This window comes from Flavobacterium sp. WC2430, assembly GCF_040822075.1.
Lineage (GTDB): Bacteria > Bacteroidota > Bacteroidia > Flavobacteriales > Flavobacteriaceae > Flavobacterium.
On the sequence record NZ_CP162007.1, the window covers coordinates 405075 to 431068 of the forward strand.

23 protein-coding genes, 1 tRNA gene and 1 riboswitch are annotated in these 25994 nt (G+C 33.1%); of the genes, 16 read left to right on the forward strand and 8 right to left on the reverse strand.

The window, feature by feature from the left end; all coding sequences use genetic code 11:
* Nucleotides 1-36: 36 nt before the first annotated feature.
* Both nusA and rimP read right to left on the reverse strand, forming a co-directional pair.
* Nucleotides 37-1290, reverse strand: coding sequence for a transcription termination factor NusA (gene nusA / locus AB3G36_RS01840; protein WP_367755428.1), 1254 nt, complete (start codon nucleotides 1288-1290; stop codon nucleotides 37-39).
* A 13-nt stretch (nucleotides 1291-1303) separates the two neighbouring features.
* Complete coding sequence (rimP, locus tag AB3G36_RS01845) at nucleotides 1304-1768, reverse strand: ribosome assembly cofactor RimP (protein ID WP_367757989.1); 465 nt, start codon at nucleotides 1766-1768, stop codon at nucleotides 1304-1306.
* Between the two features lie 174 nt (nucleotides 1769-1942).
* Between rimP and AB3G36_RS01850 the strand changes: the two genes are divergently transcribed.
* Nucleotides 1943-2767, forward strand: a complete 825-nt coding sequence (locus AB3G36_RS01850) for a universal stress protein (RefSeq protein WP_367755430.1) — start codon at nucleotides 1943-1945, stop codon at nucleotides 2765-2767.
* Between the two features lie 89 nt (nucleotides 2768-2856).
* Here the strand turns inward: AB3G36_RS01850 and AB3G36_RS01855 are convergent.
* Nucleotides 2857-2927: transfer RNA gene (locus AB3G36_RS01855), tRNA-Gln, on the reverse strand.
* Nucleotides 2928-3165: 238 nt separating this feature from the next.
* Here AB3G36_RS01855 and AB3G36_RS01860 point away from each other — a divergent pair.
* Nucleotides 3166-6477: a DUF2723 domain-containing protein gene (locus tag AB3G36_RS01860; protein WP_367755432.1), complete on the forward strand. Its 3312-nt coding sequence runs from the start codon at nucleotides 3166-3168 to the stop codon at nucleotides 6475-6477.
* Nucleotides 6478-6557: 80 nt separating this feature from the next.
* Nucleotides 6558-7196: a polysaccharide deacetylase family protein gene (locus AB3G36_RS01865; RefSeq protein ID WP_367755434.1), complete on the forward strand. Its 639-nt coding sequence runs from the start codon at nucleotides 6558-6560 to the stop codon at nucleotides 7194-7196.
* A gap of 12 nt (nucleotides 7197-7208) precedes the next feature.
* Here the strand turns inward: AB3G36_RS01865 and AB3G36_RS01870 are convergent, their stop codons facing one another.
* The 3 genes from AB3G36_RS01870 to AB3G36_RS01880 all read right to left on the reverse strand — a co-directional run bounded on the left by AB3G36_RS01870 (nucleotide 7209) and on the right by AB3G36_RS01880 (nucleotide 10511).
* Nucleotides 7209-7505 (reverse strand): thioredoxin family protein, encoded by a 297-nt coding sequence (locus AB3G36_RS01870; RefSeq protein ID WP_367755436.1) that lies wholly within the window; start codon nucleotides 7503-7505, stop codon nucleotides 7209-7211.
* A gap of 73 nt (nucleotides 7506-7578) precedes the next feature.
* Nucleotides 7579-8811, reverse strand: a complete 1233-nt coding sequence (locus tag AB3G36_RS01875) for a metallophosphoesterase (RefSeq protein WP_367755438.1) — start codon at nucleotides 8809-8811, stop codon at nucleotides 7579-7581.
* Nucleotides 8812-8999: 188 nt separating this feature from the next.
* Nucleotides 9000-10511, reverse strand: a complete 1512-nt coding sequence (locus AB3G36_RS01880; protein ID WP_367755440.1) for a hypothetical protein — start codon at nucleotides 10509-10511, stop codon at nucleotides 9000-9002.
* A 325-nt stretch (nucleotides 10512-10836) separates the two neighbouring features.
* Here AB3G36_RS01880 and polA point away from each other — a divergent pair, with 325 nt between their 5' ends.
* On the forward strand, nucleotides 10837-13677 hold the full coding sequence (gene polA, locus AB3G36_RS01885) for a DNA polymerase I (RefSeq protein ID WP_367755442.1): 2841 nt from the start codon (nucleotides 10837-10839) through the stop codon (nucleotides 13675-13677).
* A gap of 76 nt (nucleotides 13678-13753) precedes the next feature.
* Here polA and AB3G36_RS01890 read toward each other — a convergent pair whose 3' ends face one another.
* A complete protein-coding gene (locus AB3G36_RS01890) occupies nucleotides 13754-14779 on the reverse strand; it encodes a LacI family DNA-binding transcriptional regulator (RefSeq protein ID WP_367755444.1) in 1026 nt (341 codons plus the stop codon).
* Nucleotides 14780-15131: 352 nt separating this feature from the next.
* On the opposite strand from AB3G36_RS01890, the gene rplM reads away from it, so the two are divergent.
* The 5 genes from rplM (at nucleotide 15132) to AB3G36_RS01915 (ending at nucleotide 18729) form a co-directional block, all read left to right on the forward strand.
* The gene (rplM, locus tag AB3G36_RS01895) at nucleotides 15132-15587 is read left to right on the forward strand and encodes a 50S ribosomal protein L13 (RefSeq protein ID WP_367755447.1); all 456 of its coding nucleotides are present in this window, start codon (nucleotides 15132-15134) and stop codon (nucleotides 15585-15587) included.
* Entirely contained in the window at nucleotides 15587-15973 is a 387-nt protein-coding gene (gene rpsI, locus AB3G36_RS01900) for a 30S ribosomal protein S9 (protein ID WP_091083100.1), read from the forward strand. The genes rplM and rpsI overlap by 1 nt, the downstream gene beginning before the upstream one ends.
* A 171-nt stretch (nucleotides 15974-16144) precedes the next feature.
* A complete protein-coding gene (gene rpsB / locus AB3G36_RS01905) occupies nucleotides 16145-16951 on the forward strand; it encodes a 30S ribosomal protein S2 (protein ID WP_367755450.1) in 807 nt (268 codons plus the stop codon).
* A 139-nt stretch (nucleotides 16952-17090) separates the two neighbouring features.
* Nucleotides 17091-17915 (forward strand): translation elongation factor Ts, encoded by an 825-nt coding sequence (gene tsf / locus AB3G36_RS01910; RefSeq protein ID WP_367755452.1) that lies wholly within the window; start codon nucleotides 17091-17093, stop codon nucleotides 17913-17915.
* A gap of 172 nt (nucleotides 17916-18087) precedes the next feature.
* Nucleotides 18088-18729: a queuosine precursor transporter gene (locus AB3G36_RS01915; protein ID WP_367755454.1), complete on the forward strand. Its 642-nt coding sequence runs from the start codon at nucleotides 18088-18090 to the stop codon at nucleotides 18727-18729.
* Here the strand turns inward: AB3G36_RS01915 and AB3G36_RS01920 are convergent.
* A protein-coding gene (locus AB3G36_RS01920) for an IS3 family transposase (RefSeq protein WP_367752676.1) occupies nucleotides 18713-19875 on the reverse strand; the annotation gives its coding sequence in 2 pieces (ribosomal slippage) (nucleotides 18713-19635 and nucleotides 19635-19875; 1164 coding nt in all). The genes AB3G36_RS01915 and AB3G36_RS01920 overlap by 17 nt on opposite strands.
* A 127-nt stretch (nucleotides 19876-20002) precedes the next feature.
* Here AB3G36_RS01920 and AB3G36_RS01925 point away from each other — a divergent pair.
* From AB3G36_RS01925 to AB3G36_RS01955, 7 genes are all read left to right on the forward strand, one after another.
* Nucleotides 20003-20563, forward strand: coding sequence for a DNA-3-methyladenine glycosylase I (locus AB3G36_RS01925; RefSeq protein WP_367755456.1), 561 nt, complete (start codon nucleotides 20003-20005; stop codon nucleotides 20561-20563).
* A 113-nt stretch (nucleotides 20564-20676) separates the two neighbouring features.
* Nucleotides 20677-20773, forward strand: a riboswitch (TPP riboswitch).
* A 63-nt stretch (nucleotides 20774-20836) separates the two neighbouring features.
* Nucleotides 20837-21043 (forward strand): sulfur carrier protein ThiS, encoded by a 207-nt coding sequence (thiS, locus tag AB3G36_RS01930; RefSeq protein ID WP_367755458.1) that lies wholly within the window; start codon nucleotides 20837-20839, stop codon nucleotides 21041-21043.
* A 339-nt stretch (nucleotides 21044-21382) separates the two neighbouring features.
* A complete protein-coding gene (gene thiC / locus AB3G36_RS01935; protein ID WP_367755460.1) occupies nucleotides 21383-23206 on the forward strand; it encodes a phosphomethylpyrimidine synthase ThiC in 1824 nt (607 codons plus the stop codon).
* A 27-nt stretch (nucleotides 23207-23233) separates the two neighbouring features.
* Nucleotides 23234-23815 carry a thiamine phosphate synthase gene (locus AB3G36_RS01940; RefSeq protein WP_367755462.1) on the forward strand — a complete coding sequence of 194 codons (582 nt, stop codon included), beginning with the start codon at nucleotides 23234-23236 and terminating at the stop codon, nucleotides 23813-23815.
* The gene (locus AB3G36_RS01945) at nucleotides 23788-24543 is read left to right on the forward strand and encodes a hydroxymethylpyrimidine/phosphomethylpyrimidine kinase (protein WP_367755464.1); all 756 of its coding nucleotides are present in this window, start codon (nucleotides 23788-23790) and stop codon (nucleotides 24541-24543) included. The genes AB3G36_RS01940 and AB3G36_RS01945 overlap by 28 nt, the downstream gene beginning before the upstream one ends.
* Complete coding sequence (locus AB3G36_RS01950; protein ID WP_367755466.1) at nucleotides 24536-25168, forward strand: thiamine phosphate synthase; 633 nt, start codon at nucleotides 24536-24538, stop codon at nucleotides 25166-25168. The genes AB3G36_RS01945 and AB3G36_RS01950 overlap by 8 nt, the downstream gene beginning before the upstream one ends.
* Nucleotides 25155-25925 carry a thiazole synthase gene (locus AB3G36_RS01955; RefSeq protein WP_367755468.1) on the forward strand — a complete coding sequence of 257 codons (771 nt, stop codon included), beginning with the start codon at nucleotides 25155-25157 and terminating at the stop codon, nucleotides 25923-25925. The genes AB3G36_RS01950 and AB3G36_RS01955 overlap by 14 nt, the downstream gene beginning before the upstream one ends.
* Nucleotides 25926-25994 lie beyond the last annotated feature (69 nt).

A 25994-nucleotide genomic window follows, 5' to 3' on the forward strand; every position in this document is an offset into this window, starting at 1 on the left:
TATAAAGTGGCATGTTTATCGTTGAAGATACATTGACTAACTGTCAAATTCTTCTTTCAATATTCTCATTACATCTAGAATCGTTTCCTCTTCTAGGTCAGTTCTTCTTACCAAATCCTCTACATCTTGTTTTAAAATACTTTTTGCAGTATCCAATCCAATTTTTGCAAATTCTTCTATTACCCACTCTTCTATTTCATCCGAAAACTCAGTTAATTCAACATCATCTTCATCAGCAGTTGCTCCAGCTACATCACCTTCACGAATCACATCTAATTCATAACCTGTCAATAAACCTGCTAATCTAATATTGTGTCCACCTCTACCAATTGCTTTAGAAACTTCTTCCAATTTCAAAAACACTTCAGCTCTTTTAGTTTCTTCATTAATTTTAATTGAAGATACTTTGGCTGGACTTAATGCTCTTGTAATATATAATTGTATGTTACTTGTAAAATTAATAACATCTATATTTTCATTTCCTAATTCACGAACAATACCGTGAATACGTGATCCTTTCATCCCCACACAAGCTCCTACAGGATCAATTCTATCATCATAAGAATCAACAGCTACTTTTGCTTTTTCACCAGGAATTCGCACTACATTTTTAACCATTATCAATCCGTCAAAAACTTCAGGAATTTCTTGTTCAAATAATTTTTCTAAAAACTTCTCAGAAGTTCTAGACATAATAATTTGAGGTTTGTTTCCTTTCAGCTCAACGCTTTCAATGATACCACGAACATTATCTCCTTTACGGAAAAAATCGGATGGGATTTGTTTTTCTTTTGGCAAAACAATTTCATTCCCTTCGTCATCAACTAAAATAACAACTCTAGGTCTTACATGATGCACTTCGGCTGTATAAATTTCACCAATTAAATCTTTAAATTGCTTGTAAAGATTCGTGTTGTCATGTTCATGAATTTTAGAAATTAAGTTTTGGCGTAAAGCCAAAATTGCTCTTCTTCCTAAGTCAATCAACTTCACTTCTTCAGAAACTTCTTCTCCAATTTCAAAATCTTCTTCTATTTTTCTAGCTTCAGTAAGTGTAATTTCTTCGTTTTCAAAATCTAAATCTTCGTCAGCAACGATCACCCTTCTTCTCCAAATTTCCATATCTCCTTTATCAGGATTTATAATAATATCGAAATTATCGTCTGAACCGTATTTTTTCTTCAATGCATTTCTAAATACATCTTCCAAAATTGCCATAAGCGTTACACGATCAATAAGTTTATCATCTTTAAACTCTGAGAATGAATCGATTAATGCTAAATTTTCCATGCGAATTCTTTAATTAAAATGTTACTGTAACAATTGCTTCTTTTATGTCTACATAAGGTATCTCAAGTCTTTTTTGAACCGTCTCCTTACCTTTTCCAATTTTTTTAGGTTCTCTTGCTTTCCACGACAAAATTACAAAATCATCATTAGCTTCCACCAATTCTGCCTCTATATTTTCTGTTCCCGTTTTAACAATCAACATTCTACCTATGTTTTTCTTGTATTGTCTTATCAATTTTAAAGGTGATCCAACTCCTACTGACGCTACTTCCAGAGAGTAATCTTGCTCTTCTCTATCTAAATTAGCATCGATAAAACGACTCACATCAATACAATCTTGAAGAGCCACACCATTGTCTCCATCTAAGTTCACAATTACTTTAAAAGCATCCGTAATAATTAGATCAATTAAGAAGATAGAGGGCTTATCCACAAGACCTTCCGCTAACAATGTATTTACTTTTTCTTTAAATGTCATATTTTTTATAAAAAGAGGGGACATTTAGTCCCCTCATTATCTAGATTTTAATAAATAACGGTGCAAATATAGTGTTTTTTTTATAAACCAAAATAATTGATTGCTGTTAAAATATTTCTTATCTTTATTGGAGCATTTAAATAAAGGTTTTCTGAATAATTAATTCTATAAATTATGAAACGAATTCTAGTTCCTATCGATTTTTCAGCTCATTCTGAAAACGCTTTAAAAGTAGCTGCTCAAATTGCAAAAAAAAATAATAGCGAAATCCATTTGCTTCACATGTTAGAAATTCCAACTCAAATGAACGATGCCATTACTGGAGCAACAGGCATCCCAGAAGTCATGTTATTTATTAAAAAAGCCAATGAAACGCTACAAAAATTTAGAGAAAAAAACTACCTAGACGGCATACAAGTAACTGAGCAAGTGAAATTTGAAAGAGCTTTCGAAGGCATTCTTTCTTACAGTAAAAAAAACAACCCTGATTTAATCGTAATGGGTTCACATGGCGTTTCAGGCATCGAAGAAATTCTAGTTGGATCTAATACTGAAAAAGTAGTTCGCCTTTCAGACACTCCTGTTTTAGTAATTAAAAAAAACATCCCTGAATTTAAATCTGCTGATTTTGTTTTCGCTTCTGATTTTTCAAAAGAAATAAAAAAACCATTTAAAAAAATGATTGAGTTTACTAATCTTTTTGATGCAAATTTACACTTAGTCATGATTTGCACCCCTAATAGTTTTAAAACTACTGAACTTTCAGAGAAAATAATGAATGACTTTTTAACTGAATTCGATATTAAAAACTATTCAACGCATATTTACAATGATGTTAACATTGAAAAAGGGATCCTTAATTTTTCAAGAAAAATAGATGCTGACTTAATAGGCTTGTGCACACATGGCAGAACAGGATTATCACATTTCTTTTCAGGAAGCGTATCCGAAGATTTAGTAAACCATGCTATTAAACCCGTAATAACATTTAAAATTTAGCCAAAAAATCATAACCGACTAAATAAAATCATTTCTCAGTCTAAATTTAATCCAAAAAAAAAGCCTCTCAAAAATTGAGAGGCTTTATGTTGGTCTACAAGGACTCGAACCTTGAACGACTGCACCAAAAACAGTTGTGTTACCATTACACCATAGACCATCATTGCTGTTAAGCGAGTGCAAATTTATAATAAAATTTAGTTTGCGCAAACTTTTTTAGAGTTTTTATCAAAAAAATTTACGTCAGAAACCAATAAAATTAAGCAAAACCTTGAAAAATACTAAAAACCAATACGTTACCAAATGTAAATAGTTTCCCAGAAAATTTTGTTAATGCCTACATCCTTAAATAAAAAAACATTTTCTTTGTAACTTAAAATATAACTAAATTTTAATACATGAATAAGGCGACATTCAATTTCAATAAATGGAATACGATAATAGGATGGATTACATTTGGAATCGCACTAATAACATACACGCTTACAGTGGAGCCCACAATGAGTTTCTGGGATTGTGGAGAATATATAGCAACTGCCGCTAAACTCGAGGTAGGTCATCCACCTGGAGCACCCTTATTTCAGATGATTGGCGCATTTTTCGCCATGTTTGCCTCAGACAATCAGCACATCGCATTGATGGTTAACATGACATCCGTATTCTCAAGTGCATTTACGATCTTATTCCTTTTTTGGTCATCATCCATGATTTTAAAAAAATTAGTTTTAAGAGTTACTGACAATACGAATGATAACAATCAAGACTCAACTCTTACTAAAAGCAATGCGATTGTAGTTTTAGGAAGTTCATTTGTTGGCGCTTTAGCTTACACTTATTCAGATAGTTTTTGGTTCAATGCCGTTGAAGCGGAAGTATACGCTATGGCTTCGCTGCTTATTTCTTTACTTTTTTGGCTTGGGTTACGCTGGGAACAAGACATGGATTCTCCAAGAGGAAATAAATGGTTACTCATAATTTCGCTTGTAATTGGTCTTTCATTTGGTGTTCACTTCATGGCATTATTGACCATTCCTGCTATAGGTTTTTTATATTATTTCAAACATTACAAAACGGTTACAATCAAAAACTTCCTCATAGCCAATGTTGTTGTAATCTCTATCCTATTGTTCATTTTCAAACTATTACTTCCGTTAACAATGGCTTTCTTTGGTAAAACAGAAATATTCATGGTTAACAACTTAGAAATGCCTTTTAACTCTGGAAGTATATTTGTTTCCATAGCATTAATAGCTTTCTTTTATTTTGGATTAAATTACACTCGCAAAAAGGAAATGGTTCAATATAACACCTTATTGTTGTGTGTTTTATTTATTTTTATTGGATTTTCAACATGGATGATGCTACCTATTAGAGCAAATGCCAATACCGTTATTAACGAAAATAAACCTTCTGATGCTGCCGAAGTACTGGCTTATTACAACAGAGAACAATATGGTGTTAATCCATTATTTTACGGACCGCAATACACAGAAACATTTGCCGGATTAGACAAAAACAACCCTTACCTTGACAAAGCTCCAAATTACGAGAGAGACTACAAAACAGGCAAGTACGTTATTGTAAATAACTTTAAAAATGCAGAGCAAAATAGCGATGATAATCAAAAAACTATTTTGCCAAGAATGTGGAGCGCTGATCATATTTCAAATTATATGAACTTCACCAATCCTCCTGAGTTCAAAATAAATCCAGCTTATCCTTATGAGAATGATTTAGCGCAATACGGAATTGACGCTAGTAAATTATCTGAAGAAGATTACAATAAAGCAATCGCTCAGTTGAAAAATGAAGTAGCAAAAACAGTTACGGAATTTAGACACGCCTACGCACAAAAGCAAATTGACAATGACGGATACGTTAAGTTTCTAAAAAGTTACGGCGATTATCTAATAATTGAAAAACCAACAACAATTGACAACTTAAGTTTTATGGTCGAATACCAATTTGGCTATATGTACTGGAGATATCTAATGTGGAATTTTGTTGGACGTCAAAGTGATGTACAAGGAAGATATGACAATCAAGATGGTAACTGGATAAGTGGAATTAATTTTATAGATAATTTACATGTTGGCTCTCAAGATAATTTACCTTCGGATGTTTTAAACAACAAAGGACGTAACGTATATTACTTTCTTCCATTCATTCTTGGACTTATAGGTTTAATGTATCATGCCAATAAAGATTTAAAAAGTTTTTATGTCTTGCTAGCCCTATTCCTTTTTACGGGTTTAGCATTGAAAATCTACTTAAACGAAAGACCCTTTGAACCTCGTGAGCGAGATTATGCCCTCGTAGGTTCCTTTTATGTCTTTGCCATATGGATTGGTTTTGGAGTATATGCTCTTTACGAAAGTTTGCAAAAATACTTAGCTCCAAAAATAGCTGGACCAGTTATCATTGCTGCTTCTTTATTGGCCGCTCCCGTACTTATGGCTTCTCAAAACTGGGATGATCATGATCGCTCTGGCAAATATACTGCAACTGCAATGGCAAAAGCGTACCTTAACTCTTGCGACCCCAACGCCATATTATTCACTATAGGAGACAACGACACCTTCCCACTTTGGTATGCCCAAGAAATAGAAAAAGTAAGAACCGACGTGAAAATTGTGAATACAAGCCTTTTCATGACCGATTGGTATATCGATCAAATGAAAACAAAAACTTACGAATCAAATCCATTGCCTATTTCATTTACACATGACCAATATGTAGGAGACAAACTGGATTATGTAGTTCATATTCCAAAAACAGAAAGCAGATGGGAAATAAAAGATTTTATAAATTTTATAAAAAACCCAAAATCAACAGTTGATATGCAAAATGGACAAAGAATCCATTTTTACCCAACTAATAAAATCAGAATTCCTGTAGACAAAAATAGCATCATAAAAAACAAAGTGGTTGCTACAAAATACAATGACTCTATTGTCCCCTACATTGATTTAGACATCAAAGGAAATGCATTGTATAAAAATAGATTAATGATGTTGGACATTGTAGCCAATAACAACTGGAAAAGACCTATTTTCTTCAGCCCAGGAGCTTTTGATGATGAAGATTATTTATGGATGAAAACCTACCTTCAATTGGACGGAATGGTTTATAAACTAGTCCCAATAAAAACCGCTATTCCTAAAGATGGAAGCCCACTAGATATGGGACAAATTGATTCTGATAAGATGTATGCCAATATTATGAAATGGGATTGGGGAAATAGTGATAGCGATAAAATCTATCATGATCCAGAAACCAGAAGAGAAAGCATAACCTATAGAACAAATCTTGCCCGACTAATGGACCAATTAATTGTGGAAGGAAAAATGGACAAAGCCAAAAAAGTAATTGATTTGGCAATGAAAAAAATGCCATTAGAAAAATTTGGCTATTATTCCCTTCTAGAGCCTTTTACAAGAGGATATTATCAAGTTGGAGAAAAAGCAAAAGCACAAGAACTTTTAGGGAAGCTAATTACAAAATACAGAGAAAACTTAAATTATTATTCAAAACTAGCTCCATCAGAACAAACAAGTATCGCTATTGACATCATTACAGATATTGAGCGCTACAGAGGACTGTTACAAGTAATGATTGAAAGTGGCGACAGTACGTTTTACAACCAAAACAAAGTTGTATTCAATACCTACATTACGATGTTTGAACGTTTTGGACGTAAAAAAGAATAACTTTAAATCATTTTTAATCTAAAAAATGCAGCAAAACCTTCTGACTTTGCTGCATTTTTTTTAATTTTATAAAAAAACAAATGAGCTTTTATTGGATAAAAACACACTCAATAATAAAGAAATTATTTTCAAAATACATTTGGGATTTACCCAATACTGAAAATAAAATATATCTTACTTTTGATGACGGTCCCACACCAGAAATTACCAAATGGGTGTTAGCAGAATTGAAAAAACATTCCGTCAAAGCTACTTTTTTTTGTATTGGGAAGAACATCGAAACAAATTCAGCCATTTTTAATCAAATAATAAATGAAGGTCACGCAATAGGGAATCACACTTTCGACCACTTAAAAGGATGGAAAACAACTACAGAAACATATATACATAACGTTTCCCTTTGTGCAGATTCAATTTCTAAATTTAAAAAGAAAAAAACAACTTTATTTCGTCCTCCTTACGGCAAAATAAAATCCAATCAAGCTAAAATATTAAAAGCCCAGGGATATAAAATTATTATGTGGGATGTACTTAGTGCTGATTTCGACCAAGCAATAACTAAGGAAAAATGTTTAGAAAATGTGATCTCCAATATGAGATCAGGAAGTATAATAGTCTTTCACGATAGCATAAAGGCATTTGATAACCTCAAATATACATTGCCTAAAGTTTTAGATTATATAGCTGAAAATAAATTATCCTGCGAAGTTTTAGAATAATAAAAAGCAAAACTAAAGTTGCTCCTGAACAATACTAATGATAGTATTTGCGTCCAGTTCACCAGATTGTCTCCAGATCATTTGTCCCTCTTTATAAATCATTAAGGTAGGAAGCCCTTTAATTCTTAAAGCATCTGCTAATTCTTGATTTTTATCCACATCAATCTTGATGACTTTTGCTTTGTCACCAAGAGCTGCTGCAACATCTCTAATAACTGGATGCATCGAAACGGATGATTCATTCCAATCTGTGTAAAAATCGATTAACACAGGTACTTGTGCGCTTATAAGTTCTCCAAATTTTGACATAAAACCAAAAATTTAATTTTTAAATCTATTAAAAAAAATAGATATAATTTACAAATGTAGCATTTTTAACGAATTATGCCACATTCTTGCCTTTTTTTAGTTCAATGACTGTGATTTCGGGCATAATTCCCACTCTTCCTGGGTAAGCATGAAACCCAAACCCTCTATTCACATAGACATATCTACCTAAATTTTCGTATAAACCTGCCCATTGTGCATAAACATATTGTGCCAAACTCCATTTAAAATAACCTGGGATTTCTATTCCAAATTGCATTCCATGTGTATGTCCTGACAATGTAAGATGAAAGTTTTTTACATGATTTTTAATTTCATAATCCCAATGACTCGGATCATGACTCATTAAAATCTTAAAATCATCTTGAGCAACATCCTGAGAAGCTTTGTTTATATCACCTGCTTTTTTAAAATTATGTCCCCAATTCTCAACCCCGATTAGAGCAATTTTATCATTTCCCTTTTCAATATATGTATGCTCATTCAACATTAGTGTAAAACCAATTTTTCCGTACAAATCTTTTATAGCTTGAAAATTATCTGCTTTATCTTTCTCTGAAGGCCAAGTCACATATTCTCCATAATCATGATTCCCTAGCACCGAATATTTACCATATTCATGCTTTTTAATTCGGTTGAAGGTCTCTAACCACGGATGCATTTCTTTAGCATCAGTATTCACAATATCTCCTGTAAAAAGAATCATATCTGAATTTTGCTCATTAACTAAATCAATTGCATAATTAATTTTCTCAGGATTATCAAAGCTTCCGCTGTGAACATCTGATATTTGAGTAATAGTAAAACCATCAAAAGCATCTGGTAAGTCCGGAAAGAAAATACGTTGCTTTATTACTTTATAATTATACTTCCCTATTGTAATACCATAAATCAATGACATAAATGGAATTGCCGCCAATCCTAACCCTATCTGGCTAACAAATTTTCTTCTTGAACCCAAAAAAGTATCGTTATTGTTTTCTAAAAAATAGTTCACAGAACCAGCACCAATTCGAAAAACATCTTCACCAAGAAGCAAGAATGTAACTATTAATTTCGGAACATATACTATTAGGAGCAACCCCATAGTAAACATTGTCTGTTTTGTTTGCCCAACCGAACTATCAAACTTGGTAAAAGAATAGAGGATAAACAACAAGACTAAAACACTTATTACTTGATATGAAATTAAAATCCATTTTAACTTAACTAATGTTCTAAATGCTTGGAATGCATAAATCTCTATAATAAGAAGAATCAAACCTAGTAAAAGTATACGAAAAACCATTATTATATATTTTTTGACAAAATAACAAATTAAGAAAAGACTATGTGCTTATATTAATCAATATTTAACAAAAAGAGACCATTTTTTTTCAACCTGTCATGTATTTAGAAACAAAAAAGTCAGCAAGATAATTGCTGACTTTAATATACCTAACTGCTGTTTTAAATTTCATTCCCTAATAAATACTTTTACTTTACAACTATATTTAAGTTTGGAGTAACGATATAATCGTTATTTCCACCTGAATACCTTTGAACATAAACTTCAAGATAGTCATTTGTTACTAACTCTGCTGAAGCAATCAATGGAAGCACTAAAATATCATTTGAAGCTAATCCTTTACCATAAACTTTATATTGAGTAATGGGCACTCCATTCTTTGCAATATAAATAATATAAGTACCTGCTCCACTCACTTGAAATGAAACTGATCCTGTAAGTTGGAAAAACCTTTTTTTCTTTCCTAAGTATTGAAGTCGATTATCCATTGAATTTCTTGAAAACCTATATAAATTCGTTGATGTTGATGTCCCTAATAACTTTATAATATTACTTGGGTTGGAATTATTAAAAGAAGTTGAAGCCCCTGACCCAACAGCATAATCAAAATTCATATCACCTGTGGCTACAGCATCACCTTCAGTAGGTATCCCAGCACATCTAACTGTCCATCTATCATTAAAATTATAACCAACATAACTACCAACTGTGTATCCTTTTAAATACAAACCAGTTGTAAGTGTACCTGTAAAAACAACTGATTCCATTACTGCATCTCCGGTAACTGTAGGATTACTTGACACATCAATCCCAATACCCGTTCCATATACTTCGCTAAATCCCCCGGTTTTTTCAATTAAACCAAAAGTACCTAGAAAGGCTTCATAGGTTCCAGAATTATTTCCAAACCAAGCAGTATTACTAAGCAAAACTTTACTGATATCTTTATAAACAATTCCATTAGTATTCCCTAAAAACTGAACGATACTAACAAAAGCTAATGCGAAATTTTCAATTTTTCCAACGTTAGAAGAACTCGCAATGATACAATCTCTTAAAACTAAACTTTGGGTTTGTGTCCCCGAGGCTATTGATCCAGTTCCTGTAACATTAAAAACATTTCCACTTGTTGCAGTCAAAGTTAATACCTTAACAGACCCTCCAGTTGCACCAGTAAAAAGATCGCCAGATGACTTAACCAATTTATCATCACCAGCATCTTGACCAACAATATAAGCATTATTTAACTCAATTGGTAAATCAACAACAACAGTCCCATTAATCTCATAGAGAGTTTGAGAGTCTAATAGATACTTTGTACCTCCACCTGCTGTTTTTTCAGTAGCTAAAACTGTTGCTAATACATCAGTTGATTTAATTCGTTTGAACTTTAATCTTCCATCACTAACTGAAGCACCAATACTTACCCAAGAAATAGTAGAACTATCATAATAACCAAACGCTTTAAGCGTAGTATCATAAACCATTAAACCATTAGCTGGACTAGCTATAGCCATTTTTTGAGTAGTTGTCATCCTGGGTGCTAATAATCCTTGCGATGTAGAAGAAACATCAAGGACAGCACTTGCATCTGGAGTAGTTGTTCCAATTCCTACTTGTGAAAAAACACTTGTATTTGATATCATGAAAAAGAAAAAAAGGCAAGCTGAAAAATTTTTAAATAATGTAATTTTATTCATGATATTTAGATTTATAATTAAACACACAATTCAATTGCGATTGATTTAAAGATACAAATAATACCGTTTAAAAGCATATTAATACGACTAAATACATGTTTTTTTAACTACAAAGGCATAAAATAAAATATTTTATAAGCTATATATTACAATTCTAGAATCCTTAAGTCATACACAACATTTATTTTATCTTAACCGAATGAATCTAAACTTTCGATAAAAATCAAATAATTAAATTTTTAAACTGATTTTTATAAATATTAAATTCAGCAACTGCATTATCTTTTAAGTTTTGTACTTTTGAAATCCTTACAAAATTAAAACCATGTCACAACAAAAACGTCTTTTCCTACTTGATGCTTATGCCTTAATATTTAGAGGATATTATGCCTTTATAAAAAACCCAAGAATTAATTCAAAGGGCATGGACACTTCTGCTATTATGGGATTCATGAATTCCTTGATGGATGTAATTAAAAGAGAAAAACCAGATCATTTGGCCGTGGCCTTTGACAATGGTGGAAGTCAATTACGAAATGAGATTTATCCAGATTACAAAGCACATCGTGACGCTACTCCCGAAGCTATTAAAATAGCCGTGCCTTATATCCAAGATCTATTGCGCGCCATGCACATTCCAATAATTGAAGTAAAAGGATACGAAGCCGATGACTTAATTGGAACCATAGCAAAGCAAGCTGAAAAAGAAAACTACAAAGTTTTCATGGTGACTCCAGATAAGGATTTTGCGCAATTGGTTTCTGAAAACATTTTCATGTACAAGCCTGCTAGAATGGGGAACGGAATAGAAATTTGGGGAATTCCTGAAGTTCTTGCAAAATTTGAAATAGAAAGACCAGATCAAGTAATCGACTTCCTAGGGATGATGGGAGACGCAGCTGACAATATTCCTGGACTACCAGGGGTAGGCGAAGTAACAGCCAAAAAATTCTTGAAAGAGTACGGAACAATGGAAAACCTTTTAGCAAACACTGATAAGCTAAAAGGAAAAATGAAAGAGAATATTGAAGCCAATAAAGAAAAAGGACTTTTATCTAAAATTTTAGCCACCATATTACTCGATTGCCCTGTCGTATTTAACGAAACTGATTACGAACTATCAACTCCTGATGTAGAAAAAACAGATGCATTATTCAATGAATTAGAATTTCGCCGAATGGCAGAACAATTTGACGCCATATTCAAAAAAGGAGACACAACAGCTACAAGCAATCCAGCTGACGAAGCCAAGTTATACAAAAAACCGCAACCAAAAAACGAAGACCAATTTGACCTTTTTGGAAGCACAATAGCTAATGAAACCTCAGAGGAAACACATCACCAATATTATAACACTTTAGAAAATACAGAACATTCCTATCAAATTATTCAAGGTGATTTAGGATGTAAATTATTGTTACAAAATTTACTAAAACAAACTTCCGTATGCTTTGACACTGAAACTACTGGCTTAGATGCATTACATGCAGAACTCGTTGGTGTTTCATTTTCATATGAAAAAGGAAAAGGTTTTTATGTCCCTTTTCCAGAAAATCAAGAAGAAGCAAAAACTTTAATAGAGAAATTCATTCCTTTTTTCGAAAATGAATCTATAGAAAAAATTGGTCAAAATTTAAAATATGATTTAAAAATATTATCAAATTATGGTGTTTCTGTCGAAGGAAAATTATTCGATACGATGATTGCCCACTATCTAATCAATCCTGATATGCGACATAATATGGATATTTTAGCGGAGACCTATCTAAAATATTCTCCTAAATCCATTGAAACATTAATTGGTAAAAAAGGGAAAAATCAAAAATCGATGCGTGATGTTGATTTAGAAGAAATCAAAGAATATGCAGCCGAAGATGCTGATGTAACTTTTCAGCTAAAAGAACTGTTTTCGGTTGAATTAGAAAAAACCGAGACAAAAAAACTTTTTGAGGAGATTGAAATTCCTTTGGTAAAAGTACTGGCCGATATGGAAAAAGAAGGGATTCGTTTAGATACCGATTTCTTAAAATCACTATCACATGATCTAGATAATGATATTAAAAAACTAGAAGCTACTATTTACGAAATTGCCGGAGAACATTTTAATTTAGCTTCCCCAAAACAACTTGGAGACATCTTATTTGACAAATTAAAAATAGGTGGAGCCAAACAAAAAAAAACAAAAACAGGTCAATATGCTACAGGCGAAGAAGTATTGAGCTACTTGGCCAACGAAAATCAAATCGTAAAAGATATACTTGATTGGAGACAATTGATAAAATTAAAAAACACCTATGTTGATGCTTTGCCTAATCAAGTTGACCCAATTACATTGCGCGTTCATACCGATTATATGCAAACTGTAGCAGCAACTGGCCGTTTGAGTTCTAATAATCCAAACTTACAAAACATTCCAATTCGTACTGAACGAGGGCGACAAATAAGAAAAGCATTTGTAGCACGTGATGAAAATTATACTTTAGTATCCGCGGATTATTCTCAAATTGAACTTCGTGTTATTGCTGCTTTGAGCGGCGAAGAGAATATGATCAAAGCGTTTCTAAATAATGAAGATATTCATAAATCTACTGCTTCTAAAGTTTTTGATGTCCCGTTAGAAGAAGTAACAAGAGAACAACGTAGCCATGCTAAGACGGTCAATTTTGGAATTATATATGGGGTTTCAGCATTTGGATTAAGCAATCAAACTTCACTTTCCCGTTCTGAAAGCGCTGCTTTAATTGAAGCGTATTACAAAACATATCCAAGACTCAAATCATATATTCACGAGCAAATTGAATTTGCACGTGAAAACGGATACGTACAAACCGTTCTAGGAAGGCGTCGCTATTTAAAAGACATCAACTCGCAGAATGCAATAGTTCGTGGTGGCGCAGAACGCAATGCAGTAAACGCACCAATACAAGGAAGCGCTGCCGACATTATCAAAATTGCCATGATTAATATCCATGAAAAATTAAAAACAGAAAACTGGAAAAGTAAAATGCTCCTTCAAGTTCATGATGAACTAGTGTTTGATGTACATAACTCAGAATTAGAAAAAATCCAACCGATGATCAAACACGAAATGGAGAACGCTTTCAAACTTGATGTTCCATTAATTGTAGATCTTGGAATGGGTAAAGATTGGCTGGAAGCACATTAATTTCAATTAAAAAAAGCACAAAAAAAACCACTCTTATATAAATAGGAGTGGTTTTTTTTAATATTAAAAATTCTAATTATCCGTTTCTTGTAGACTCTCTTTCTTTCAAAATTGTTTTAATAACCACCGTTTTAAAAGGTAAATTTTCTTCTTTAGCTTCTAAACGATCAATTAACAACAAAGCTGCTTTTTCTCCAATTTCAGGCGCATGTTGGCTTACAGTTGTAACACTTGGAGTTAGCCTTCTCGAAGCTAATATTCCATCTGCAAAACCAATAATTGATAATTCTTCAGGTATTTTAAAACCATGTTTTAGTCCATACTTTAATGCAGCAACCGTATCCGTTTCTTCCAAAGCAAAAATTGCATCTATAGGCTCATTTGAAGGAATATTTAAAACAGCGGCACTTAAATCCTCTTCTGAGTTTGTTCTTAAAATAATAGTTTCATTTACTGCAACACCATTATTTTTCAACGCTTGTAAATAACCATCTGTACGCAATTTACCAACACTAAGTTCATCTACTGATGAAAACAACGCAATATTTTTACAACCTAAATCAATTAATCTTTGAGTAGAGTTTAAAGCTGAATTAAAATCATCAACCACGACTTTATCACATTCAATTTCATCCGCTATTCTATCAAACATTACTATAGGAGTTCCGTCATTTATTATTGCTGAGAAATGAGAATAATCCTGAAGCTTCTGAGCTTCTTCAGATACTGATAAAATGAAGCCATCAATAGTTCCATTACTAAGCATTTCTAATGTATTTATTTCCTTTTCTATCGACTCATTAGAAATACAAGTAATCACATTATATCCTTTTTCATCCGCAACTTTTTCAATACCACTAAAAACTTTTGCGAAAAAAGAATTTAAAATATTGGGTATAATAACACCAATTGTTTTTGTTTTTCTGTTTTTTAGATTTAAACCAATAACATTGGGTTTGTAATTTTTAAGTTTAGCGTATTCTTTTATCTTAATTTTTGTTTGATCACTAATCTCAGGACTATCATTAAGGGCTTTTGAAACTGTAGAAACAGAAACGTTAAGTTCTTTTGCAATTTGTTTAAGAGTTGCTTTAACTTTCATAATTATGTATTTGTTGACTAAATTAGTAATAATAGTATCTTGAATAGTCTCTAACTTTAAATATAATAGCAATTTACATGCTATAAAAAAAGACAGTATTATTCTATAAAAATAGCTGGTAAGAATGCAATATAAAAATTTTATTATTGATAACAAAAGTAATGTAAAAATAGAATAGATGTATTAAGTAAAAATCGAAAAGATAAAAATACAACGACACCCTAAATATACAATTGATTATCAGTGTAAAAACAAGTGAAAATTATTCTTTTAAGGTATTTGTATTTAAAATAATTAATTGTACTTTTGCATCCCCTTTAATGGGGATGGAATGTTTAATTAAAAAATTATTATGGACGCATTAAGCTACAAGACACAATCAGCAAGCAAAGCCACTGTTACAAAAGAGTGGATCGTTGTAGATGCTGAAGGTCATAACTTAGGTCGTCTTGCTTCAAAAGTCGCTATGATTTTAAGAGGTAAGTACAAGCCAAGTTACACACCGCACGTTGACTGTGGAGATAACGTAATTGTTATCAACTCAGAAAAAATTAACCTTACAGGTAACAAAATGGACGAAAAGATTTACATGCGTCACACAGGTTACCCAGGAGGACAAAGAACTTTAACTGCTAAAGTATTGCAATCGAAAAACCCTGCATTATTAGTAGAAAAAGCAGTAAAAGGAATGTTACCAAAAAACAAAATTGGTGCTGAACTTTTCAGAAATTTAAATGTTGTTGTTGGTTCAGAGCACAAACAAGGTGCACAAAAACCGAGAACAGTTAACCTAAACGATCTTAAGTAATGGGAGTTATTCACAAAATCGGTAGAAGAAAAACCGCTGTTGCACGTGTTTATGTTTCGGAAGGAACAGGAGTAATCACTGTAAACAAAAAAGAATTCGCAACTTACTTCCCAACAGCTACTTTACAGTATAAAGTGATGCAACCTATGTCTATGACAGAAAATGCAACTAACTTTGACGTAAAAGTAAATGTTTATGGAGGTGGTTCAACTGGTCAAGCAGAAGCTGTAAGAATGGCATTGGCACGCGTTATGTGTGAAGTAAATGCTGAAAACAGATTAATCTTGAAACCAGAAGGTTTATTGACAAGAGATCCAAGAATGGTTGAGCGTAAGAAATTCGGTCAAAAGAAAGCTCGTAAGAAATTTCAATTCTCGAAACGTTAATATTGCCTGTCTTGAATACATTTATTCAAGACTCATTGAATTTATTATTGAATTTAAAACAATGTTGTTGTTGCCTACCGAGGTAGGAATTAGTTTAGCATCTAAATGTATTTAGCCGAGAAATCGCCATTCATACATTGCTAATCAACAGAACGTAAACTAGTACAAAAAATGTCAAACAAAGTAGAAGTAAAAGAATTACTAGAAGCAGGTGTTCACTTCGGACACATGACTAGAAAATGGGATCCAAACATGGCTCCGTACATTTATATGGAACGTAATGGTATACACATTATCAATCTATATAAAACTGCAGCAAAAATTGAAGAGGCTAATGAAGCTTTGAAAAAAATCGCTGCATCAGGTAGAAAAATATTATTTGTTGCTACCAAAAAACAAGCAAAAGACATCGTTGCTGAAAAAGCAAAAGCTGCAAACATGCCTTACATCACTGAAAGATGGCCTGGTGGAATGCTAACTAACTTCGTAACTATCCGTAAAGCTGTTAAAAAAATGGCTACTATTGATAAAATGAAGAAAGATGGTACTTTCATGACACTTTCAAAGAAAGAGCGTTTACAAGTTGATCGTCTTCGTGCTAAATTAGAGAAAAATTTAGGTTCAATTTCTGATATGTCAAGATTACCAGCTGCATTATTTGTAGTAGACATCAAAGCTGAACACATCGCAATAAAAGAAGCTCAAAAATTAAACATTCCAGTTTTTGCAATGGTTGATACTAACTCTGATCCTCGTGAAGTAGAGTTTGTAATTCCATCAAATGATGATGCTTCTAAATCAATCGATAAAATTTTAACTTTAGTTACAGCTGCAATCACTGAAGGACTTTCTGATAGAGGGTCTGACAAAGAAGCTGACGCAACTGAAAAAGCTGCTCCTGCTGCTGTAGCAACTGCTACAACTGAAGAAGTAGTAGCTCCAGCTGCTGAAACAGCTGCACCAGCAACTGAAGAATAAAAAACAAATTTTAAATTCCAAATTTTAAATTCCAAATTCCATAAAAAAATTAGAAACAATAAGTTGATAATTTAATAAAATTGGAATTTGGGATTTAAGAATTGGAATTTTTACTTTTAACCTTAAAAAATAATACAACATGGCAACAATTACAGCTGCAGACGTAAATAAATTAAGAACAATAACCGGTGCAGGAATGATGGACTGCAAAAAAGCATTAGTTGAAGCAGAAGGAGATTTTGATTTAGCGATCGAAAACCTTCGTAAAAAAGGACAAAAAGTAGCTGCTAACCGTTCAGATAGAGAATCTACTGAAGGTGCTGCAATTGCTGTTGTAAATGCTGACAAAACTGCTGGTGTAGTAATCACTTTAAACTGTGAGACTGACTTCGTGGGTATGAATGAAAGTTTTGTAAAAATGGCTACTGAAATGGCTACATTAGCATTAAATTTTGATTCAAAAGAAGCATTTTTAGCTTCAGATTTCAACGGAATTACTATTGCTGATAAATTAATTGAGCAAACTGGAGTTATTGGTGAAAAATTAGAAATCAGAACTTTTGAAAAATTAGAAGGTGCTTTTATCGGATCTTACATCCACTCTGGAAACAAAATCGCAACTTTAGTAGCTCTTTCTGCAAAATTAGAAGGTGGTGAAGAGGTAGCTAGAAATATTGCTATGCAAGCTGCTGCAATGGCCCCTATCGCGTTAAACGAAGAAGGTGTTGATGCTGCAACTATCGAAAAAGAAATTGAAATTGCTAAAGATTTACTTCGTCAAGAAGGAAAACCAGAAGCAATGTTAGACAATATTGCTAAAGGTAAATTGGCTCGTTTCTTTAAAGACAATACTTTAGTAAACCAAGATTACATCAAAGACAATAAATTAAGTGTTGCTAACTACGTAAAATCTTTAGATAAAGATCTTATCGTTACAGGATTTAAAAGAGCGGCTTTAGGTTAATCCTAATTTACTTCCAAAATAGAAAAAGAGCGATTTGTTTATTCAAATCGCTCTTTTTTATTTAATGTTACTTAAACTATTATTTCAAAAAAAAAATCAGACATATTCTAAATCAATGATTAAAACTTAAAACTCAAAATAAAATATTAAATTTGAGTTTTAAATCGGTTTTATGCTCAAAACAAAAAAAGAATTTGTATTCATCATCCTTGCAGGAATCTTCATCACTAATGCTGTTGTAGCAGAATTAATAGGCGGTAAATTAATCCAAATTGGCCCTTTTGTAATGAGTATAGGAATCTTGCCTTGGCCAGTTGTATTCCTAACAACTGATTTAATTAATGAATATTTTGGAGAAACAGGCGTAAAAAAACTGTCCTTAATAACGGCTTGCTTAATAGCATATGCTTTTGTCATATTGTTTTTTGCCATAAATGTTCCAGCAGCTGTAGGCATCAGTCCTGTAAATGACAATCAATTTTATGCCGTTTTTGGGCAAAGTATGTGGATTATTGTAGGAAGCATAATTGCATTTATGGTTTCTCAACTAATAGATGTTAGCATCTTTTGGTTTTTCAAGAAGCGCACTGGAGAACAAAAAATATGGCTTCGTACTACTGGTTCAACTGTAATCTCACAATTATTTGACTCCTTCATTGTTTTAGGAATTGCATTTTGGTTGCCTGGAAAAATAAATTTCGATACTTTTATCTCATCTGCATTAACGGGTTATGTTTTTAAATTAACCATTGCTATATTGCTCACTGGAATAACTACAAAATTTGTGACTAATTTACTCAAGCCGCTATTTTAAATAAATCTCTCAACTCTATTTCTTTTTGCAAGGGTGTTTTATAACCTAAACTAGAATGTAATCTTTGTGTATTGTACCACTGTATATAATCAGATGTACAATCATATAATTGCTGATATGTATTAAATTTATACCTATATAAACATTCATATTTTATTGTTTTAAAAAAACTTTCAGCTACAGCATTATCCCAACAATTTCCTTTTCTACTCATGCTTTGAGTAGTTTTAGTATTTTTATCTAATATTTGATTCATTTTTTTAGAAGCATATTGTACACCTCTATCAGAATGAAAGATATGATCTGGAGTTGTTTTTCTAGTATTCTTAGCTAATAACCAAGCTTTATAGATGGTGTTTTCAACTGTCATATCTTCGCTTAATGTCCATCCAATAATTTTTCTATCTGCTAGATCCATTATTGTTGTTAGGTAATTCCACTGGTCATTAACTCTAACATAAGTAATATCTGACACCCATTTTTGTCCTAATTGATTACTTGTAAAATCTCTATTCAGTATATTTTTTGCAATTGGATAAGTATGATTAGAATCTGTTGTAATAATAAATTTTCTTTTTAAAACACTTCTCAATCCTAGTTTTTTCATCAAAAACGCAATGTAAGAACGAGAATAATATAAATGACTTTGTTCTAACTTCTTTTGTATTCTATAACTACCATAAATCTCTTTGTTTTCATAAAATACCTGCTCAATTTTTTCCATTAAAACTAATGTGTCAGATTTTTTATAATCTAATAAAGAGCTTTTTAACCAATGATAATAAGCATTTTTACTGACTTTCATACAGTAACACATCTTCTCAACAGGATATTGATTCTTATTTTCAGAAATGAATTTATACCTTATCTGTCGTTCTTGGAAAAGATGCTCACCGCCTTTTTTAGAATATCTCGTTCTAATTTAACATCTTGAAGCTCTTTCTTTAGTTTCTTTAATTCGACTTCTACAGCAGATAGTTCAATTTTCTTAGAAAAATCTCCTGATTTCGAATCAAACTCTCTTCGCCACCTTCGTAGCATACTGTCATTTAAACCATATTCTTCACTAATCTCTTTTAGCGATTTACCAGACTTTAATAATTCTACAATCATAATTTTAAAGTCGTTTGCATAAACTTTTCCCATAATTCAAATATACTATTTATGGGCTTAATTATTTAGTCACAACAAAGATAGACACTCCACACTCCGTTAATATATTTAGGGCATCATATTATTAAAAAATACTTATCAGAAGAAACTGAAGAATAAAATGGAAGAAAAAACAAGATGTGGCTGGTGCTTATCAAGCGATTTATATAAAGAATACCACGATCAAGAATGGGGAACTCCTGTTTATGATGACGCTACGCTATTCGAATTTTTAATTCTTGAAACCTTTCAAGCTGGATTAAGTTGGATAACTATACTCAACAAAAGAGAGAATTTCAGAAAAGCTTTTGACACATTCGATTATAAAAAAATAGCCAACTATTCTGAAGATAAAATTCAAGAATTACTATTAGACAGTGGAATTATTCGCAACAAATTAAAAGTTCGATCGGCTGTTTCTAATGCACAAGCTTTTATCAAGATTCAAGAAGAATTTGGAACTTTTTCAAAATATATTTGGAGATTTACTGATGGAAAACCGATTGTCAATAACCCCAAAACCCTAAAAGAGGTTCCAGCTACTACTCCATTGTCCGACGTTATTAGCAAAGATTTAAAAAAAAGAGGCTTTAAATTTGTCGGCTCCACCGTAATATATGCTAACATGCAAGCCACTGGAATGGTTAACGATCATGTTCAAGATTGCTGGAAACGCAACTAATTTTCACTTTCAATCGTAGACTTACCTATTTATAATATCACAAAAAAGCACAAACAACCTCAACTTTAAACTTAAAACTTAAAACCTTTAAGTAAAAAAACCATTACATTTGTCTCACACTTTAGGGGTGTCTACAATATTGTAGGCTGAGAATTACCCTCTGAACCTGATCTAGTTCATACTAGCGTAGGGAAAAGTAAGATGACTTCGTCGCGTATTTTTATGCGCCCTTGTTGCCATTCCTAAAGTATAACTATACTAAATCTAAAAGGAATGGAGCTTAAAATCAACAACCAAACAAAACAATTTGCCGAAAACAGCCTAACTATTCAAGCACTTCTGGACTTGGAAATTCCCGAAAAACAAAACGGAATTGCCATAGCCATCAACAATACGGTTATTCCAAAATCCAACTGGAATTCCCATTCTATACAAGAAACCGACATTATTCTAATTATTTCTGCGACCCAAGGAGGCTAATTTGGCTGCTCGGGCGGGCTATTCATTACAAGTCCGCACTGTAATCTTATAAAACATAGTCTTAGTTAAAGCTTCTTTCAGTCGCTTCACTAATCCTTGTTTTACATCGATTCCACTTTACGGGCTTTTCACTGCTATCCCTAGCAGAAAAGAGTTCGTTTTAACAGAGGAAAGAATCAAGATAAAAGAACCAAAAGAAAATCAACAAACTACTACAAACTGAAAAATCCGCTTCAATCCGCGTTTTTGCTTTAGAAAATCAGTCTCATCCGCGTGCCATTACACACAATTAAAACAGACTTTAAGACTTTCGACTTTATAACTTTAAGACCTAAAAAAATGACAAACGAAGAAAAAATATCAAGAACTCCTTTCCCAAATTCCACTAAAATATATGTGGACGGAACAATTCATCCTATAAAAGTAGCCATGCGAGAAATCGCATTGGCCGACACTAAAATGTCAAATGGACGAATTGAAAAAAATCCTCCCGTTACCGTTTACGATACTTCGGGACCATTCACCGATCCAAATATCGACATCGACATTCGAAAAGGCTTACCTCGCATTCGCGAACAATGGATTCTAGATCGTAATGATGTAGAAGAACTTACAGAAATCACATCAGAATACGGAAAACAACGACTACGTGACGAAAAACTTAACGACTTGCGTTTTGAATATTTGCACAAACCCATGCGTGCCAAAAAAGGGGCTAATGTATCCCAATTGTATTATGCAAAACAAGGAATCATCACTCCCGAAATGGAATACATTGCCATCAGAGAAAACCAAAGAATTGAACAAATAAATGACCAAACTAAAGCAATGCAGTGCCAACATGGTGGTCAAAGTTTTGGTGCCAACACGCCAAAATCTAAAATCACACCTGAGTTTGTTCGTTCTGAAGTAGCCAGAGGTCGTGCCATTATTCCAAACAACATCAACCATCCAGAAAGTGAACCTATGATTGTAGGCCGTAACTTCTTAGTGAAAATTAATGCCAACATTGGTAATAGCGCAGTTACTTCAACTATCGAAGAAGAAGTAGAAAAAGCAGTTTGGGCTTGCCGCTGGGGAGCTGACACAATTATGGATTTATCAACGGGTAAAAATATTCATGAAACCAGAGAATGGATTATCCGTAACTCTCCAGTACCAATTGGTACGGTGCCAATTTACCAAGCATTGGAAAAAGTAAACGGAATTGCCGAGGACTTAACATGGGAAGTGTTCCGCGATACCTTAATCGAACAAGCAGAACAAGGAGTTTCTTATTTTACGATTCATGCCGGAGTATTATTACGCTACATTCAATTAACAGCGGAGCGTGTTACAGGAATCGTTTCTCGTGGTGGTTCGATTATGGCAAAATGGTGTTTGTTCCACCATAAAGAAAACTTTTTATACACCCATTTCGAAGATATTTGCGAAATCATGAAACAATATGATGTCGCTTTTTCACTTGGTGATGGATTACGACCGGGTTCAATTGCTGATGCGAATGATGCAGCACAATTTGCCGAATTAGAAACTTTAGGTGAGCTAACAAAAGTAGCTTGGAAGCACGATGTACAAGTTTTTATTGAAGGCCCTGGTCATGTTCCTATGCACATGATTAAAGAAAACATGGACAAACAACTAGAACATTGTGACGAAGCTCCGTTTTACACCTTAGGGCCCTTAACTACAGATATTGCACCTGGTTACGACCACATTACTTCAGCCATTGGCGCGGCAATGATTGGTTGGTACGGTTGTGCTATGTTGTGTTATGTTACCCCAAAAGAACACCTTGGACTACCCAATAAAAAAGATGTAAAAGATGGCGTTATCACTTATAAGATCTCTGCACATGCAGCAGACTTGGCCAAAGGGCATCCAGGATCACAATACCGTGACAATGCTTTAAGCAAAGCACGTTTTGAATTCCGTTGGGAAGACCAGTTTAATTTATCATTAGATCCAGACACAGCAAGAGAATTTCATGATGAAACTTTACCTGCTGAAGGAGCTAAAATAGCACATTTTTGTTCGATGTGTGGCCCAAAATTCTGCTCGATGAAAATTTCACAAGAAATCCGTGATGTTGCCGAAGCCGAAAAAGGAATGAAAGAAAAATCAGAAGAATTTATTGAGCAAGGGAAAGAAATTTATATCTAAACGAAAATATAAGAAAGAAGCAAGATTATGATAGTAATCACAAACCCTATTCCCATAGCAAATGAAATCAACACCATTCATTCTCTTTTTGAGAATGGATTGGAGTTGCTTCATATTAGGAAACCTAATTTCACTGAGGATCAATTAAAAATATTTATTTCAAAAATAGAACTAGAATTTCATTCCAAATTGGTTCTACATCAAAACCATAATTTAGCTGAAGAATTCGGGATCAACAGAATCCATTTTACGGAAAACAAAAGAAGCATTTACCACTTAACCTGTCAAAAATTGATAGAATCTGCATCAACTCATTCGATAGAAGATTTCAATTCATTAAATACTGGTTTTAATTACGCCTTTCTATCTCCTATTTATCAAAGTATTTCAAAACCAAACTATGTGCCTAGACTGAACCTTATCGAAACGGTAAAACAACGAACTAATTTCAAAACTAAACTAGTTGCTTTGGGCGGGATTTCTTCAGAGAACATCACAGAAACATACAAATTTGGTTTTGATTCAGTAGCCCTTTTAGGAACCATTTGGAACAGTAAAAATCCGATAGAAAATTTTAAATTATGTCAACAATTCGCCCATTGGTTCTAAGCATAGCAGGATTTGATCCTTCAGCCGGTGCTGGCATTTTAGCAGATGTAAAAACATTTGAACAACATAAAGTTTACGGTTTTGCCATAAGCACAGCCAATACTATCCAAACTGAAGAGGAGTTCTTCAAAATAGAATGGACTGACATTAATTTTGTTTTAGAATCACTAGAAAAATTGTTTGGCAATTATGATATAAAAGCAGTGAAAATTGGAATTGTACCTTCATTGGATTACTTAAAAAAAATTGTATTAAGTATCAAACGGCTTTCGCCAAAAACAAAAATCGTTTGGGATACAGTTTTGAAATCCACAACTCAATTCAATTTTACAACTGTAGAAAAACAAGACTTATTAATAGAAATCTTGCAAAAAATAGATTTAATAACACCCAATTATGATGAAATTTTGTCGTTTTCATTAGATAAAAAAAAACCAGTTCTAATAGCTCTAGCGCTTTCAAAATACACATCGATTTTACTTAAAGGAGGACATAATTCAGCTGCAGTTGGGACAGATTATTTATATAGCAAGAATGAAATTTTCAGGCTTTCACCAAAAACCACTTTGGTTTTCCAAAAGCACGGTTCTGGTTGCGTATTGTCATCGGCCATTACTGCCAATTTAGCTTTAGGCCAAGACTTATTAACTGCTTGTAATAATGCCAAAATATATATAGAAACATACTTAGCATCAAATCAAACTAAATTAGGATATCATTATGTATAATAAATTACAATACATTTCTCAAGGAAATACAATCAAAAAACAGTTGTATGCTATCCATAGCGCATTAGACAATGGGTGCGACTGGATCCAAATGCGATTCAAAAATCCAAATGTGCTTGAAGTTTTAACTTTGGCAGAAGCCGTAAAAAAGTTAACTCAAGACTATACATCCACATTTATCATCAATGATAATGTCCAATTAGCAAAACAACTGGACGCTAATGGAGTCCATTTAGGCTTAACGGATATGGGGATTATTGAAGCCCGCTCCATTTTGGGGCCTACAAAAATCATTGGAGGTACTGCTAATACATTTGAAGACATTCTTAGAAGAGCTGCTGAAGATTGTGATTATATCGGATTGGGACCATTTCAATACACAACAACAAAAGAGAATCTAAGTCCAATTTTAGGACTTGAAGGGTACCACTCAATTATAAACCAAATGCAAAACAACGGACTCACAATCCCTATTTATGCAATTGGAGGAATCACATTAAATGATGTCGAAGCATTGATGGAAATTGGCATTCATGGTATTGCTGTTTCCAGTTTGATTACACAAAACAAAAATCCATTAGAACTTATTACTCAACTTAACGAAAAACTATATGTCAGTATTTAATTTAGGAGATAAAACCTTCCAATCCCGTCTGTTTTTAGGCACTGGAAAATTTGGCTCAAACCGACAAATGGAAGAAGCAATCTTAGCTTCTGCCAGCGAATTAGTGACGGTTGCTTTGAAACGAATCGATTTAGAAACCGAAACAGATGCTATTTTATCACATCTCAAACACCCACACATCAACTTATTGCCTAATACTTCTGGCGCTAGAAATGCTAAAGAAGCTGTTTTTGCAGCACAATTGGCAAGAGAAGCATTGGAAACCAATTGGTTAAAATTAGAAATTCACCCCGATCCAAAATACTTAATGCCAGATGCCATCGAGACCTTAAAAGCTACTGAAGAACTAGCCAAACTCGGTTTTATAGTCTTGCCTTATATTCATGCTGACCCCGTTTTATGTAAACGATTAGAAGATGTTGGAACCGCAGCAGTAATGCCTTTGGGCGCACCAATAGGAAGTAATAAAGGACTTAAAACGATTGATTTTCTTGAAATTATAATTGAATCCTCCAAAGTTCCTGTGATTATTGATGCTGGAATTGGAGCACCATCTGATGCTGCAAAAGCAATGGAACTGGGTGCAGACGCCGTTTTAGTAAATACTGCAATATCAGTTGCTGGAAATCCAATATTAATGGCAGAAGCTTTTAGAGAAGCTGTAATTGCAGGTCGAAAAGCATATGAAGCCAAGCTGGGACAGCAATATAAACACGCAATGGCTTCGAGTCCCTTGACAGCATTTTTAAATCAATAAATTAACTGCAAAATTCACAAAGATAGGCAGTAAGCGCGCAAAACTTTGTGAACCTTGCGAAAAACCGTG